Annotated in this window: 13 protein-coding genes and 1 CRISPR repeat array; of the genes, 10 read left to right on the forward strand and 3 right to left on the reverse strand. The window is 68.2% G+C overall.

What is annotated here, in order from left to right:
• Positions 1–60 precede the first annotated feature (60 nt).
• The 8 genes from cas3 to cas2e all read left to right on the forward strand — a co-directional run bounded on the left by cas3 (position 61) and on the right by cas2e (position 8,571).
• Positions 61–2,706, forward strand: coding sequence for a CRISPR-associated helicase Cas3' (gene cas3 / locus M0R80_05745; GenBank protein MCK9459122.1), 2,646 nt, complete (start codon positions 61–63; stop codon positions 2,704–2,706).
• Positions 2,706–4,250, forward strand: a complete 1,545-nt coding sequence (casA, locus tag M0R80_05750; GenBank protein MCK9459123.1) for a type I-E CRISPR-associated protein Cse1/CasA — start codon at positions 2,706–2,708, stop codon at positions 4,248–4,250. The genes cas3 and casA overlap by 1 nt, the downstream gene beginning before the upstream one ends.
• Positions 4,247–4,762 carry a type I-E CRISPR-associated protein Cse2/CasB gene (gene casB / locus M0R80_05755; protein MCK9459124.1) on the forward strand — a complete coding sequence of 172 codons (516 nt, stop codon included), beginning with the start codon at positions 4,247–4,249 and terminating at the stop codon, positions 4,760–4,762. Before casA ends, casB begins: the two co-directional genes overlap by 4 nt.
• A 17-nt stretch (positions 4,763–4,779) precedes the next feature.
• Positions 4,780–5,922, forward strand: a complete 1,143-nt coding sequence (cas7e, locus tag M0R80_05760; GenBank protein MCK9459125.1) for a type I-E CRISPR-associated protein Cas7/Cse4/CasC — start codon at positions 4,780–4,782, stop codon at positions 5,920–5,922.
• Positions 5,919–6,602, forward strand: a complete 684-nt coding sequence (cas5e, locus tag M0R80_05765) for a type I-E CRISPR-associated protein Cas5/CasD (protein ID MCK9459126.1) — start codon at positions 5,919–5,921, stop codon at positions 6,600–6,602. The genes cas7e and cas5e overlap by 4 nt, the downstream gene beginning before the upstream one ends.
• Positions 6,593–7,210, forward strand: coding sequence for a type I-E CRISPR-associated protein Cas6/Cse3/CasE (cas6e, locus tag M0R80_05770; protein ID MCK9459127.1), 618 nt, complete (start codon positions 6,593–6,595; stop codon positions 7,208–7,210). Before cas5e ends, cas6e begins: the two co-directional genes overlap by 10 nt.
• Before the next feature lie 79 nt (positions 7,211–7,289).
• Positions 7,290–8,246, forward strand: coding sequence for a type I-E CRISPR-associated endonuclease Cas1e (gene cas1e / locus M0R80_05775; protein ID MCK9459128.1), 957 nt, complete (start codon positions 7,290–7,292; stop codon positions 8,244–8,246).
• On the forward strand, positions 8,227–8,571 hold the full coding sequence (gene cas2e / locus M0R80_05780) for a type I-E CRISPR-associated endoribonuclease Cas2e (GenBank protein MCK9459129.1): 345 nt from the start codon (positions 8,227–8,229) through the stop codon (positions 8,569–8,571). Before cas1e ends, cas2e begins: the two co-directional genes overlap by 20 nt.
• 38 nt (positions 8,572–8,609) lie before the next feature.
• A CRISPR array of direct repeats spans positions 8,610–9,919; the repeat unit is 29 nt; unit sequence CCGCTCCCCGCACACGCGGGGATGAACCG.
• Between the two features lie 132 nt (positions 9,920–10,051).
• Here the strand turns inward: cas2e and M0R80_05785 are convergent.
• Positions 10,052–11,035: an endonuclease/exonuclease/phosphatase family protein gene (locus M0R80_05785; GenBank protein ID MCK9459130.1), complete on the reverse strand. Its 984-nt coding sequence runs from the start codon at positions 11,033–11,035 to the stop codon at positions 10,052–10,054.
• A gap of 812 nt (positions 11,036–11,847) precedes the next feature.
• Between M0R80_05785 and M0R80_05790 the strand changes: the two genes are divergently transcribed.
• Positions 11,848–12,210 carry a hypothetical protein gene (locus tag M0R80_05790; protein MCK9459131.1) on the forward strand — a complete coding sequence of 121 codons (363 nt, stop codon included), beginning with the start codon at positions 11,848–11,850 and terminating at the stop codon, positions 12,208–12,210.
• Between the two features lie 168 nt (positions 12,211–12,378).
• Here the strand turns inward: M0R80_05790 and M0R80_05795 are convergent, their stop codons facing one another.
• On the reverse strand, positions 12,379–13,008 hold the full coding sequence (locus M0R80_05795) for a hypothetical protein (GenBank protein MCK9459132.1): 630 nt from the start codon (positions 13,006–13,008) through the stop codon (positions 12,379–12,381).
• Positions 13,005–14,006 carry a 4-hydroxythreonine-4-phosphate dehydrogenase PdxA gene (gene pdxA, locus M0R80_05800; protein ID MCK9459133.1) on the reverse strand — a complete coding sequence of 334 codons (1,002 nt, stop codon included), beginning with the start codon at positions 14,004–14,006 and terminating at the stop codon, positions 13,005–13,007. The genes M0R80_05795 and pdxA overlap by 4 nt, the downstream gene beginning before the upstream one ends.
• A 204-nt stretch (positions 14,007–14,210) precedes the next feature.
• On the opposite strand from pdxA, the gene M0R80_05805 reads away from it, so the two are divergent.
• Positions 14,211–15,917: a GAF domain-containing protein gene (locus M0R80_05805; protein MCK9459134.1), complete on the forward strand. Its 1,707-nt coding sequence runs from the start codon at positions 14,211–14,213 to the stop codon at positions 15,915–15,917.
• The last annotated feature ends 4 nt before the right edge of the window (positions 15,918–15,921 follow it).

Raw genomic sequence — 15,921 nt, forward strand, 5'->3', positions numbered from 1 at the left:
TGCGCGGTTCGCTGGGATGGATGACTTCGGAGGGAGTTGCCTTTGATGCAAGAATCAGCAGTGCCGACAATCACATGCTTTTGGGGCAAGGCCGCCAAGAGCGAGGTCGTCCACCCGGTGGTCTGCCACATGCTCGACGTCGGTGCAGTGGTGAGGGCGTTCCTCGACACGTGCGCGCCGCAGAGCCTGCTCACGCTTCTCGCCGAGCCATTCGGCGGGCAGATCGAGGCCGCCAGGCAAGCGCTGCCGGTGCTCGCGGCGCTACACGACGTCGGGAAGATCTCGCCGGGCTTCCAGAGCAAGCGCCCGGACCTCGTGACACCGCTCGCCGCGTTCGGGCTGCCGTTCTCGGTGACGGATACTACCGACCACGGCGAGGTCGCCTTCGCCTTCTTGAAGAAAGTCGGGCTTGCTAGCGTGTGCTTGGACGCCCCCGGGGCCCGCTTCCGGATCGCCGCGACACTCGCGGCGCATCACGGTGCTTTCCCACGAAGTGTGGCCGTCGGCACGGGCGGCCCGGCGTGGGATTACTTCCGTCTGCTCGCTGTCGAGCAGATCACGCGGGCGATGGGAGCACCGATAGAGTTCGGCGAGAAGCTGGCCGCCGCGCCATCCAACGCCTGGTGCATGGCGTTCGCGGGCCTCGTAAGCGTCTGCGACTGGATCGGCTCGTCGGATGAGCACTTTCCGTACGCCGGTACGGAACCTGGCGACCTCGGCGAGTACGTGGACCGTGCGGTGTCGCGGGCACGGTCCGCTCTCGATCTGCTCGGGTGGACCGGGTGGAAGGCTGAGGGCGCCTCGCGGAGCTTCCCAGCGCTGTTCCCGGGGTTCGAGCCCAACGACGTGCAGAAGAAGACGCTCGACGGGGTCGCGCGGCTCTCGGGTCCCGGGATCGTCATCATCGAGGCCCCCATGGGCGTCGGCAAGACCGAGGCGGCGCTCGCCGCGGCGGAAGAGTTCATCCACCGGGATCGGCTCGGCGGCATGTACTACGCGCTTCCGACGATGGCGACGAGCAACCAGATGTTCGGGCGCGTGCGGCAGCATCTCGAACACCGGTACTCCGGGCTGACAGTCGACCTCCACCTGCTGCACGGGCTGTCGGATCTCAACCCCGAGTACCGGGAGCTGCGCGCCGCGGCGATCGACGGCGACGAGGAGGCGACCTTGCGCGCGTCCTCGTGGTTCACGTCCCGCAAGCGCGGGCTCCTCTCCCCGTTCTGCGTCGGCACCATTGACCAGTCGCTCCTTGCAGTGCTCAACGTCCGCCATGTTTTCGTCCGGCTGTTCGGACTGGGTCAGAAGGTGGTCGTGCTCGACGAGGTGCACGCCTACGACACGTACATGTCGACCCTCCTGGATCGGCTCGTCGAGTGGCTGTCCGCGCTCGGGGTCCCGGTCGTCGTCCTCTCGGCGACACTCCCCGACAAGCGGCGTTCAGAGCTGGTTTCCGCCTACTCCCGAAGGGCCGTCGATCGATCGACGTGCGCTTTCTACCCCCGCATCACCGCAGCTGCGCGGGACGGCGACTCGTTCGTCCTGCTGCCCGAGCCGGGAACGCCGAAGGAGCTGGCGCTCGTCGAGGTGGGTGCATCCGAAGCCGACGAGAAGCTCGCTTCGATACTGGGTGACGGAGGCTGTGCCGTGTGGATCTGCAACACGGTCGGGAGTGCGCAGGAGACATTCCGGAGGCTTGCCGCGCGGTTTGCGGGCACCGATACCGAGATCTTCCTGTTCCACGCTCGCTTCCCCACCGGCGAGCGGCAGCGAATCGAGGAGGCGGTGCTGAAGCGGTTCGGCAAGGGCACGGACGCCCGGCCGCAGCGCGCGGTGCTCGTCGCGACGCAGGTGGTGGAGCAGAGCCTGGACCTCGACTTCGACGTGATGGTCACGGAGCTGGCGCCGGTCGACCTCCTGCTCCAGCGCGCGGGTCGGCTGCACCGGCACGGTGGGCGAGTCCGCCCGCAGGCGGTAGCTGAACCGGAGCTTCTGTGGATCGCGCCGGATGACGATGGCGTCCCAACGTTCGGCAAGTCGGAATGGGTGTACGCGCGGTACGTCCTGCTCCGGTCATGGATCGCCCTTCGAGGTCGCCGAACCCTGTCGCTGCCGGGTGACCTGCCGAGACTCGTCGAGGCGGTCTACGGCGACGATCTCCCGGCCGTCGAGGAGCCGCTGTGCGCCGAGTTGTCGGAGTCGAGGGCTGCGCTGGAGGGGGAGATTGCTAACCAGCGACAGATCGCGATGAACGTCGATTTGCGCTCTCCGTTCCACGACGATGCGCCGTGGGAGAAGAGCCAGATGCTCCTGGAGGAGGACGCTCCGGAGCTGCACGCGCAGCTCCAGGCGCGGACGCGGCTGTCAGAGCCTTCAGTGACTATCGCCTGCGTCCTCCGGGACAGCCACGTACTGCGGACGCCGGCCGGCGCGCTCGTCGACCCGGACGTCGAACCGACCCTCGCCGAGGTCCGCAGTCTGCGGTTGACGGCGATAGCTCTCCAGAACCGCAAATGGGTGCGCCTGTTCCTGGGCGTCGACCCACCAGTGGCGTGGCGGCGGTCCCCCCACCTGCGGGACGTCCGCCTCGCGGTGTTCGACGGTGATCGCTTCTTCCGCGCCGAAGGCGTTCGCGGCGCGCTGGAGCTTTCGGACGAACTGGGCCTCGTCATCCACGGCGAAGACCCGGAACAAGGAGGTCCGTGATGGGGGTTTCCTTCAACCTCGTGTCCGAGCACTGGATCCCGTGCGTGCGCTCCGACGGCTCGTTCGTCGAGCTTGGCATCGAGGAGGTGCTCGGCCGGGCGGCGGAGATCGCCGAGATCCGCGACCAGTCACCGCTCGTCACTGCCGCGTTGCACCGGCTGCTGCTCGCGGTGCTGCACCGGGCGCAAGACGGGCCGCGAAGCCTCGCGGAATGGGAGAAGCTGTGGGCGCGCGGTTCCTGGAACATGGGCGTCGTGGGGAAGTACCTCGCGAAGTGGCGCGACCGCTTCGACCTGTTCGATGAGAAGCACCCCTTCTTCCAGATCGCGGGCTTCGCCATGGTCGGCAAAGGTGCAGACGACTCCAAATCATCGTTCGCGATTCGCATGTTCCAGGAGCTGGCAAACGGCAACAACGACACGCTGTTCGACCACACGGTCGAGGAGGTCGATCATCCGTTGCCACCGGCTGTCGCGGCGCGAGCACTGGTGGCGACCCAGGCGTTCGCTATCGGGGGTGGCGTCTGCGGGGTGAGCACGACCTTCGGCAAGCATCCGAACCTCACGCATGCGCCGCTCGTGGGAGGTGTCGTGTCGCTCCTGCGCGGAAAGAACCTGTGGGAGACGCTGGCGCTCAACTTGCTCGTCGTCGACGACGAGCGTCCGATCCCTGCAACCCGGGACGACGGTCCGTGTTGGGAAAGGGACCTCCCTGAGCCCCCCAGGGAGCGGCTCCCGCGCGGCTATCTCGACTACCTCACCTGGCAGTCGCGGGCAGCGCGCCTGGTGCCAGAGGCGGGTTCAACCGGGACGGTCGTGCGCGAGGTTCACTTTGCACAGGGCCAGGCGCTCCCCGGAGATCTGTTGCGCCCCGAGTTCTCGCACCACATGAACGAGAAGCGGGGCGTGATCCGGATCCGCCTGAGCGAGAACCGGGCCCTGTGGCGGGACAGCGCCGCGCTCTTTACAAGCCGCGCCGAGCCCGGGGGGCGGGATCTGCGCGCCGCAGCAGTCGCGCAAGCAGCCTCGCTGTACTCCAAGGACGTGCTGCCGCGAGACAGGGCGTTGTCCTCGACCGTGCTCGGGCTCGCCAACGACAAGGCGAAGGTTCTCTTGTGGCGAATGGAATCGATGCCGATCTCCGAGCGCCTGCTGAATGACGATTTGGTGGCGGCCTACCTGGTCACGGCGCTCGCCGACGCGCAGGAGGGGCACCTCGCGGTGTGGGCAGCGCTCAAGGGGCTCACCGGGTCGATGAAGGACGGGATGCAGGTGGTCCGAGAGATCGGCGAGCGCCGGTACTGGGCCGACCTGGAGCCGCGGTTCTGGGCGCTGCTGAACGACATCGGACATGGCGACGCACCGATGCTGCGCTGGCGGGAAAACGTGGTCCGCTGCGCGCGTCGGTCGTTCTCCGCCGCTGCCGAGAACTCCGCCGGGCGATCGGCGCGCGAGCTGGCCGGCCGCGTCGCCGCCGAAAAGACGCTGAACAAGAAGCTCCGAGGAGCGGGACTCCTCGAAACAAAGGAGGGAGATGCGAAATGAGCGAACGTGATCGCTTCATCGGCCACCTCGAAGCCCTCGCTAAACGCGAGGACCGGGGTGCGCTCGCCAACCTGCGGCGCGGGCTTGGCAAGCCGCCCGGTGCCTGCGCCGCCATGATGCCGCTAATTGTGCCGCACCTTCCCGAGGATCGGCGCGAGCACTTGGCGTACTTCCTGGTGGCGACGCTGTTCGCACTCCACCCGGAGAGCGCACGCACGGGAAACATGGGCACGACGTTCCGCCGGCTCGGCGACAACGAGAGCGCGGAGAAACGGTTCGTCGCCCTGCTCGACAGCCACGCCGACGAGCTGGGCGCGCGGCTGCGACACGCCGTCTCGCTCGCCCGATCCAAGGCGGAGCCGATCAACTACCGGCAGCTGCTCGATGACGTGCTCGGCTGGGACCACCCCGAGCGGGTCGTACAGCTCGCGTGGGCGAGGCAGTACTGGCGGCAGACCGAGGTGACCGAGGGACCGAACAACGACAACGCGTCGGCGCAAGGCGCCGCGTGATCGGAAGGAGAACCCCGATGTTCGTCGAGCTTCATATCATCCAGAACTTCGCGCCGTCCTGCCTGAACCGGGACGACACGAACTCGCCCAAGGACTGCGTGTTCGGCGGCTACCGCCGCGCCCGCGTCTCCAGCCAGTGCCTGAAGCGCGCCATGCGCATGCAGTTCAAGGAGGGGAACCTGATTCCCAAGGACCAGCTCGCAGTGCGCACGAAGCGCATCGTGGACGAGATCGGCGGGCGCCTGGCGGCCAGGGGGAAGGACCTGGAGGCCGCCAAGCAGGTCGTCACGGTCGCGCTCGCGGGCGCGGAGCTCAAGGTGGTCGAGGAGGGCAAGACCCAGTACCTCCTGTACGTGGGCGAGGACGAGCTGAAGAAGATCGCCGACGTGTGCGTCGCCCACTGGGACGAACTCCTCGCACTCACCGCGCCCAAGGCGGAGGTCGAGGGCAAGAAGAAGAAGGCCAAAGAGGAGAAGAGGGAGGCCAAGGAGAGCGTGCCCAAAGCGATCCGGGACGAGATGACCGGGATCCTCGGGTCGGGCAAGGCTGCAGACCTCGCGCTCTTTGGTCGGATGCTCGCCGACATGCCCGAGAAGAACATCGACGCTGCCTGCCAGGTCGCCCACGCTCTGAGCACGAACGAGGTGGCGATGGAGATGGACTTTTACACCGCGGTCGACGACCTCAAGCCGAACGACAACCAGGGCGCCGACATGATGGGCGTTGTGGAGTTCACCAGCGCCTGCTTCTACCGATATGCGGTAGTGAACGCAGACCTGCTCGCCGGGAACATGGGATCCGACAAGGCGGCGGCGAAGCGTGCGGTCGAGGCGTTCCTCAAGGCGGCGATCGCCGCGGTGCCGACCGGCAAGCAGAACTCTATGGCCGCGTTCAACCCGCCGCTCTACGTCATGGCGGTGGTGCGCAACGGCGGTGCCGCGTGGAACCTCGCCAACGCCTTCATGAAGCCGGTCCGCCCGCTCGACGCCGGGAAGGACATCGGCGAGCTGTCCGTGGAGCGGCTCGGCGCGCACCTCGCAAAGCTGGAGGCGATGTACGGAGCCGACTCGATCGCGTTGAAGATCGCCAGCAGCAGCTACGACGCCAAGCCCACGCCCGTCGCCGATCTCGTGAAGCAGGTGGTGGAGACGCTGCCATGATCAAGTGCACCTTGCTGCTGCGGTGCGCCGGCCCCATGCAGTCGTGGGGCTCGCGCAGCCGCTTCTCGGAGCGCGACACCGAGCGCGAGCCGACCAAGAGCGGAGTGATCGGTCTGATCTGCGCCGCGCTCGGGCGGCCGCGGGAGGCCGCGCTCGACAACCTCGCCTCCCTGCGCCTCGGCGTGCGGGCGGACCGCGAGGGGGTCGTGATGCGCGACTACCACACGGCCTTGGAGGTGCGGAAATCGGACCCCAAGGCGCCGGCCGGAACGGTGGTGTCGAACCGATACTACCTCGCCGACGCCGCGTTCCTCGTCGGCCTGGAGGGAGATGACGAGGCGCTTCTCCAGGAGATCCAGCGGGCGCTGGGAGACCCGCGGTGGCCGATCTTCCTCGGCCGTAAAGCGTTCGTGCCGGGCGAGCCGGTGCAGCTCACGGACGGGCTGCGCCGCGGGGTCGGCCTGGAAGAGGCGCTCCGCGGCTACCCCCGGATCGCCGCGCCGCAGCGCGACGCGAGGGACACGCCGATGCGCACCGTCATCGAGGTGCCGTTCGGCGAGGAGGGCGAGACGCGGCAGGACGTGCCGGTTTCGTTCGTGTCCGACGCGCGGCGGTTCGCCCTGCGCAAGGTCAGGATCGGCGCGCTGCCGGTCGGAGAGGACGGTGCGCCATGTACCTGAGCAAGCTCAAGGCGTCACCGATGTCCCTGGACGTGCAACGCGTGCTGGCGAATCCGTACCTGCTGCACCAGGGGCTGCTACAGGCATTCTCTCCGGAGATCCGCGGCGGCGGCGGGCGGGTCCTGTTCCGCGTCGAGCCGCAGGATCCAGGCGACGTGGTCGTCGTGCTCGTCCAGAGCGAGCCACGCCCCGACTGGAGCCGTGTGGCCTTCTGGGACCGCCTCGCCCTCCTCTCTTCGGAGTGCAAGGATTTCGAGCCGAAGCTCTCCGCCGGGCGACGGCTCCGCTTCCGCCTTCGGTTCAACCCGACCCTCCAGCGCGAGGGGAAACGCCTCCCGAAGCTCGGAGAGGAGGCGCAGCGCGCGTGGCTGGCACGAAAACTCGACGCCGCGGGCATGGAGCTGCTCGGCGCGGTGCTCGTCGACGAGGGGAAGGTCGCGGCCGTGAAGCGGGACGTCTCCAGCGAGCGGAAGATGACGTTCCTGTCGGTCCGGGCGGATGGAGCGCTCGCGGTGAAGGATGCCGTACGTGCGGTGGCGGCGATCCGCGCGGGCATCGGCCCGGCCAAGGGGCTGGGGTTCGGCCTCCTCAGCCTCGCGCGTGGCTAACAAGGCCATTCGTTCTTTGAAAACCGAATAACCGTACCGTTCGAATGCAACGCTTGGTTCGAATCGAAAGGTGAGATCCATGAAGAACTTAAAGGAACTTCCCAAATTGAGAGACAGCTTGTCGTTCGTCTACTTCGAGCACTCCAAGGTCGAACGCGCGGAAGGCGCCGTCGCCGTGTTCGACAAGGGAGGTGAAACCCACGTCCCTGCCGCCGCGCTCGGCGCGATCATGCTCGGCCCCGGGACGTCGATCACGCACGAGGCGATCAAGGTCCTAGCGGAAAGCGGGTGCTCGGTGCTCTGGGTCGGCGAGAACGGCGTGCGCCTGTACGCCCAGGGGCTCGGAGAAACGCGGAGCGCCGTGCGCCTTCTCCGCCAGGCCGCGCTCCACGCCGATCCCGCGGCGCGGCTCGCCGTGGTTTTCAAGATGTACGAGAAACGGTTCGCCGAGGAGTTGCCCGCGGGGATCACGCTGGCCCAGATCCGCGGCCGTGAGGGAGTGCGCGTTCGCACCGCCTACGCCCGCGCCGCCGCGGAGCACGGCGTCGTGTGGAAGGGCCGCGACTACTCCCGCGACGACTGGGGCAGAGCGGACCCGGTGAACCGCACGCTCTCGACCGCGGCGTCCTGCCTCTACGGGATCTGTCACTGCGCATGCGCCGCTGCGGGCTACTCGACGGCGCTGGGGTTCATCCACACGGGCAAGATGCTCTCCTTTGTCTACGACGTTGCCGACCTGTACCGCGTGGAGACTGTCGTCCCGGTCGCCTTCGAGATCGCCGGGCGCTGCGCCCGAGCCGGGCAGACGGGCGGCATGGAGCGCGAGGTGCGCCTCGCCTGCCGGGACGCCTTCTTCCGGCACAAGGTGCTGGAGCGCGTGGTCGCCGACATCGACGACCTGATGCGCGTCGAGCCGGCCGACGTCGAGCGAGCGCAAGGGTGTCTCGACGCGGCGGACGATCCGCCCGGCGCGCTCTGGGATCCGGAGACAGGGGAGGTGGTAGGAGGGACGAACTATGATCCTGATCTCGCTTGAGCGGACCCCCGCGTCCCTCCGCGGCGAGCTATCGCGCTGGCTGATGGAGATCCGGGCCGGCGTGTACATCGGCCATGTCTCCGCTGTCGTCCGCGAGGCGCTGTGGACGAAGTGTTGCGAGAAGATGGGCGACCGCGGCGGCGTCATCCTCGTGCACACCTGGCCCAACGAACAGGGGTTCCTGGTCAGGTACGCCGGGAAGCCGTCCAACGAAGTCATCGATGTTGAAGGGCTGTTCCTTGTTCGTCGACCTCATCGCGAAACCCGGGTCGGCACGAGTGGATCGCCTGAAGCAGCGAGCACAGAGGAGGAGGTGGAGACATAGGGGTAGTCGAACGAGAGAAATCCGAGTAGTTTCGAAGTCCGCTCCCCGCACACGCGGGGATGAACCGGTGGAGTGGGTGGACGAAAAGACGGAGCCGACCCGCTCCCCGCACACGCGGGGATGAACCGCAAAGTGAATTGATGTACCAAAACATTGTTCACCGCTCCCCGCACACGCGGGGATGAACCGATGACGACGATGACACGGAATGAGAACCTGTCCCGCTCCCCGCACACGCGGGGATGAACCGCTGGCGAGCCTAGGCGAAGAAAGCGCGATGATCCGCTCCCCGCACACGCGGGGATGAACCGTTGGTTATTCGCGACGAGAACACCTACCTGGACCGCTCCCCGCACACGCGGGGATGAACCGGATGCGGAGATAGCGCGGCTTCGCGCCGCGTCCCGCTCCCCGCACACGCGGGGATGAACCGCCCCTGTCTTCGCGGGGCCACACCATTAAATCCCGCTCCCCGCACACGCGGGGATGAACCGGTTGTGCCCGCGGCAACTTTTGAAAACGGGTTCCGCTCCCCGCACACGCGGGGATGAACCGATGCAGGTTCAGACACCGACACCGACACCGACCCGCTCCCCGCACACGCGGGGATGAACCGCAGTCAACGATGTGAGCGACGCGAGGGCGGCACCGCTCCCCGCACACGCGGGGATGAACCGCTCTTTACGCGCGATCGGAATCTCACGGACGCCCGCTCCCCGCACACGCGGGGATGAACCGGCGGGCGGTTCATTGGCAAGCCCGACGATCTTCCGCTCCCCGCACACGCGGGGATGAACCGATCACCGGCGTGTCATTCCGCTGTCGCGTCACCCGCTCCCCGCACACGCGGGGATGAACCGAACCCCCACGCGAGGAGGTCGTGGTTCGGGCCCCGCTCCCCGCACACGCGGGGATGAACCGAGTGATGCGCAGGCTAAAAAGAGGTGGTATAACCGCTCCCCGCACACGCGGGGATGAACCGTCCCTTGGATGTCCAACTCCATCTGCGGTGCGCCGCTCCCCGCACACGCGGGGATGAACCGTCGGCCTCGGTGTAGCCAAGCGGCGCGTACAGCCGCTCCCCGCACACGCGGGGATGAACCGTACAAGGAGACGCACCGCGAAGAGGAGCGGGACCGCTCCCCGCACACGCGGGGATGAACCGACGGTCCCGGCCGAGGTCGGGCAGTTCTACGCCCGCTCCCCGCACACGCGGGGATGAACCGTACGTTGAGCCAGTCGTTCGTCCAACCTGGGCCCGCTCCCCGCACACGCGGGGATGAACCGCGCGCGGTACGTATACCGACTGCGCACCCAGCCCGCTCCCCGCTCTCCGAGCTGTGATATAGTCCCGGAGGGGTCGAACTTTGTCGCGGAAGATATCTTATGACAACTTGCTGGAACGAAAGTGCGTTTATCCGGACTATGCGCCAGGTCCCATCCACATCCCCACTTTCTGATAGCATCATACGCCCCCCTCCTACCGCCCCCCGTTCCTCACGATCTGATCCAGCCTCCGCCCGTCGATGTCGGTTCTGACCTGGATCCAGATCGGAAAGTGGTCGGACAGCTGGAAGCTGAACCTGCGGGCGTCGTAGCCCTTGCCCGGGTACAGCTCCTTGATGTGCTCTTCATCTATATAGAAGTCCAACGCCCCGCCCAGCTCCGAGAACCGCTCCCGCATCGTCGGCAGGTGCAGGATCTGGTCGTAGCGCATGTCCTTGTTGAGGTTCGATCCGCCGATCGCCTTGTCGCCGACCTTCAGCTCGCGCAGCGCGGCCGGGATCATGAGGCCGCGGGAGGTGAGCGCGGTGAAGAGGTCGTCGCCGATCCTCGGCGTGTTGAAGTCGCCCATGACGATGAGGTCGTGGTCCTCGGCGTACCTGCCCGCGAACCGGTCGTCGATCCAGCCGGCCAGCATCGCCAGCTCGGCCTCGCGGCCGGCCGTGCCCTTGCCCCAGCGGGCGTGCGCGGCGATGGCGATGAAGTCGAAGTTGCCGGCGCGGAACGAGCACATGTACGGGGCGCGCCAGAACGACCGTTGCGCCAGGTACTCCTCGCCGCGTTTCGACCGCGGCGCGTCCACCTCGGCGGCGAGGCCGGTGAACGCCACGGCCCGGCGGTCGAACAGGAACGCGGTGCGCTCGCGGTTGCCGCCGGAGTCCGCCGTCCAGTCGGAGTAGACCAGATCCCAGCTCGGGCCGAGGATCGGCAGCACGCGGCTGATCTCCCCGAGATCGTCGCGCAGCTCGACGAGCGCGATCAGGTCGAACTGGCCGAGGATCTCGGCGATGTAGTGGATCGACGCCTGCTCGCGCCGCGTCTTGCCGAGCTCGCGGATGTTCCAGACCGCGACGTTGATGCTCTGGTCGAGCGCCGAGGGCGGGATCCGCGCGGCGTCGATCCGCCGGCGCAGGGCGAGCAGCCCTCTCGCGATCCTGGCGCTGACCTTTCCGTGGTGCATCTTCCTCTCCGTCCGCGTTCGCTCACGCGAGGGGGAAGAGCAAGAAGCGGGCCGACCCTGGCGAAGGATCGAAACCCATCCCCCGTCCCCTTCCCGGCGCGGGATCGAAACCCATCCCCCGTCCCCTTCCCGGCGCGGGAAGGGGAGCAGCCGAGCCCCGCCAGGGATCGCTTCGGGTCATTCGCCGAGGTGTTGCTTTTTTTCACACCACATAGTGTGAAATTTCGACACACCGAACCGCCGAACATGCCGGGTCGATCCGCCGAACGAGACGACGGTGACGATCATCCAGCGCGAAGCGCGGACATTCAGTCGCGTGGCAACGCGGAACAGCCACACCTGTGAAGCGGAACAGTCGCGTGGCATCGCGGAACAGCTACTACTGTGAAGCGGAACAGTCGCGTGGCATCGCGGAACAGTCACTACTGCAACGCGACACAGCCACTGCTGTAAAGCGGAAGAGTCGCGTGGCATCGCGGCACAGCCACTACTGCATCGCGGAACAGTCGCGTGGCAACGCGGAACAGCCACTACTGTAAAGAGGAACAGTCGCGTGGCAACGCTGCACAGCCACTGCTGCATCGCGACACAGCCACTACTGCAACGCGGAGCAGCCGGTGATGCAAATCCGATCAGCCGCGCTCATCGGGCGCACAGCGCATTGGCACCGCGATTGCAATAGGGCCTGAGCGACGGCCAAACGCGCGCGGCCGCAGAAAAACCCGACCGGAAGGTCGGAACAACCCCGCCTTTCGCAGGGGCGATTCTCGAATCGTTCGCTGCGGGCGGACAGAAGGAAGAAGGAGTCTGTGATGGTGAAAGTCAGGCGGACCTACTACCCCACGAAGGTGTTCGACGACATGCTGTTCGCCCTGGTGCAACTGCTCCTGGCCAAGGGCTGGAGCTTCCCGGGCGCGAGCACCGAGCAGCTCGCCGCGGACGCCGAGTCGCAGCGCGCCGAGCGCGCCGAGCACGACGTCCTGATGGGCCAGTTCCTCGCCCTGCACGAGACGTTCGGCCTCCGGCAGGAGGAGCGCTACGCGCGGTTCGTGGCGGTCCTCAGCGCGGCGCGCATGGCGTTCCGCAAGGACAAGGCGGTGCTGGCCGAGCTCGAGCGCTTCAAGCGTCCGAGCGGCCGGAACCGAAAGTCCAAGGAAGAGTCCGAGGCCGCGTGACGCCCCGTTCCACCCCGCATACCCACCCAGGCCCGCGGAGGAAGCTTCGCGGGCTTTTCCTTGTCCACGCAACCCGACGCCTGACCCGGCCGCGCCCTTCGACAGGCTCAGGAACGCTGCCTCCTATACCGGGTTGGCTATTCAGGAACGGACTTGCGGCCCGAGATACTAACCCTTCTTCCGGTACAGCCCCGCCTCGTTGATCCCCATCATCCCGGCGCGGTACGAGCGCTCGTCCATCGGGAGGAGCTCTCGCGCCGCCGCGTCGGAGAGGAGCGGCGTGTGGCGGGCCCGGTCGAGCGCGTCCGCGATCGCGTCCATCGCCGCGTCGTCGATCCGCCAGCCGGGGGGATCGAGGCGCGAGAGGTCGAGCGGGGCGGAGAAGCTCCGGAGCGTCCGCTCGCGGTCGACGTTGTAGAAGAGCTCGAAGTAGGAGAGGGCGAGCTCCCGCGGCGTCCTGTAGACCGGCTCGCGGTAGCGCAGCCCGACGAAGTTGGACTTCGCGACGGCGCCGAGGAGGCCGCGCCGCTCGAACACCGCGATGACGTGGTCGTCGTCGTTCACGGCCCGCAGATCCAGGAGCCGCGGCGGGAGGCCGAGCCGATCGAGGGCGCACGCCGCGAGGACGGCGCCGTCGAAGCAGTGCGCCTTGCGATCGCGCAGGACGGATCGCGGCGACCTGTAGAAGGGATCGGCGCTGTACTCGAGGCCGTCGAGGAACGCCTGGATCGCGCCCGGGCTCTCGAGCGCGCCGAGCGCCCGCCGCTCCGCGTCGGTCCAGCGCACGATCCGGCTCATCGCCGCTCCCTCTCGCGGCGCGCGCGCCAGAGATCGACCGCCGTGTCGATCGCGAGCCGCATCCCGGACGGATCGGCGCGGCCGGTCCTGGCGATGTCCCGCGCGACGCCGTGATCCGGGCTCGTCCGGACGAACGGCAACCCGGCCGTGACGTTCGCCGTCCTGCCGAAGCCCGCGAGCTTGAGCGGGATCATCGCCTGATCGTGGTAGGCGGCGATCACGCCGTCGTACGCCCCGGCGAACGCGTCCCGGAAGATAGCGTCGGCGGGGATCGGTCCGGAGATCTCCGCGATCGACGAGCCCCGCTGCGCCTCGCAGAACGGCGCGAGGATCTCGTTCTCCTCCGCGCCGAGCAGCCCGCCCTCGCCGGCGTGCGGGTTCAGCGCGGCTATGGCGATCCGCGGCCGCGGCCCCTTCCCGAGCGCCGAGAGCAGCTCCGCGAGGTGGCGCAGCGTGCGCTCGCAGCGGGCGGCGGTGAGCGCCTCGGGCACGAGCCGCAGGGGGACGTGCGTCGAGATCAAGCCGATCGCGACGGTCCGCGCGGCGAAGATCATCGTCACGTCGTCCGGGCCGAGGCCGCAGCGCGCCGCGAGGTACTCGGTGTGGCCCGTGAAGCCGGGGCGCACCTCGGCGATCGCCGCCTTGGAGACGGGCCCGGTGACCAGCGCGTCGCAGCGCCCCGCGAGGACGGCGTCCGCGGCGGCCGCGACCGCGCGGATCTGGGACTCGCCCCCGGCGGCGCACGGCGCGTCGAGCGGGAGGTCGCCTGTCCCGGTGTGGACCGCGATCCAGGCCCCGGGCGGCGGCGAGCCGGCGAGCGCGTCGACGACTTCGGAGGGGGGAGGCCCGCCGAACCGCGCGAGGGCGCGCGCGAGAGAGGGCCAGTGGCCGAACACCGCGACGTCGGCGAGCTCCCCCCCGCGCTCGAGGGTCGCGGCGACGATCTCGGGCCCTATCCCGCTCGGGTCGCCCAAGGATATGGCGAGTCTCGGCCGCATCGCCGAGCCTATATCCCGGCGGGAGGTCCCAGTCCATGGCAGGATCGGGAATCGGGCGGATTTTTCCGGCCCGTTTGCGCGCCCGAAGACACTACTATTGGTGTTCGTCCGACGCATCGGCGCCGCGGACGGCCGGAATGGACGCAGACCTTGACGCATCTCTCACCGTATTCTAGGTTTCAACCCGCCCGGGAACCGGCCGCGATGATGACGGCGACCGCTGCGGATGACGGAGGCACGACGCGGATGCTTTGGGAGGTGGTAGTTCCCGGCGACGGCGGTACACCGTCCAAGACCGTCACCGTCGAGGCGGAGAACTGGTTCTCGGCCCTCCGCTCGAGCTTGAACAAGCACGGTTCCGGCGGTCAGCTAATCTCCAATCTCACGTGCAACATCAAGCCGGACAGGAGCGTCCACGTCACGGACTTCGTGACGCGCAAGGTGTTCACGCTCAAGCCCTTGGACGGCGCGTCGGCCGAGGGGAGCTACGGAGCGAACGCTTTAGCCGCGGCCGCCCCTCCCGCGAAGAAGGAGCCCGTCGCGCCGGACGCCGCCGTCGAGGGGCTCCCGTCCGACCTTCCGCGATGCAAGGGCTTCTTCCGGCGTGACGAGGCCCCCGACGACGCGAGCGGCATCTTCTACCGGGAACGGATGATCGCGGTCGCGCCGGGAACCGACAAGGACTCCGCGGCGCGGCTCGCGCTGGCCGTGTTCGAGCGGCTGCAGGCGATGGGGACGACCGGCGACGCGAAGATGTTCGTCGCGGTGCAGATCTTCGACCACGAGTTCGAGGGCCGGTTCGAGCGCCCCGCGATCGCCGCCTTGGAGTGGAAGGAGTGGAGCCCGAAGAAGGCGAGGATCCAGTTCCCGCTCTCCGGATCGGAGGAGATCCGGTTCACGCGCGCCTCGGTCCCGCCTCCCGCCCCCGAGACGGCCGCAGCTCCGGCGGCGATCACCGAGCCCGCGCCGGCCGCCGCGCCGCCGCCCGCTCGCGAGCCCGACCCGATCCCCCTGGTCGCGGCCTTGAACCCCAGGGTCGCCGTCGTGAGGCCGTCCGTCGACGCCGTGGCCTCCGCCCCGCGCCCGGCACCGGCGCCGGTCGCCCCCGCGCCCGTCGTGGCCGAGACCCCTATCGATCTCCGCGCGAAGGAGCCCGTCAAGAAGCGCCAGACCGGCGAGGGGGTGGTGCTCGACGACGTGTTCTTCCACGTGTTCGAGCGCATGCACGAGATCTATTCCTTCCGCGATCACGACAAGGTCGCGGAGTTCGCCCTCAAGCTGGCCCAGGAGTTCATCAAGTGCGAGGCCGGGAGCACGATGCTGATCACGCCCGGCAAGTACGAACTGTACGTGGCCGCCGCCCAGGGCGCGGTGGCGCAGTCGCTGCAGGGCAAGCGCATGTCGCTCACCAAGGGGATCGTCGGCTTCGCGACGCGGGCCGGCGCCGTGGTCACGGTGTCGGATCCCGAGAACGATCCGCGGTTTCACGACGAGTTCGACAAGGCGACGAGCTTCAGGACGCGCAACGTCGTGTGCGCGCCTATCCAGTTCGAGGGCAAGACGATCGGCGCCATCGAGCTGCTGAACAGCCCGCGCGCGAGCGGGTTCCTCCAGAGCGAGGCGAACGTGCTCTCCTACATCGCCGGCGCGGTCGGCGAGTACGTCGACACGTCGCTCCCCTCCCGCGAGGCCGAGTTCAGCGACAAGGAGTTCGCCGAGTTCCTCCCGGCGAGGAGGGCCGCGGCGATGCAGCGGGGGGCGCCCGTGAAGCCCGCGAAGCCCGCGAACCCGCCGGCGCCGGCGCAGGCCACGCCCGCCGTGAAGCCCGTCGTCAAGACGACGATGGCCGAGACCCCGGCGGCCAAGAAGACCCAGCCCGCCCCGAAGCACAAGAAGAAGCGCAAGCGCTAGCGGA

The organism is Pseudomonadota bacterium (assembly GCA_023229365.1).
Classification (GTDB): domain Bacteria; phylum Myxococcota_A; class Polyangia; order JAAYKL01; family JAAYKL01; genus JALNZK01.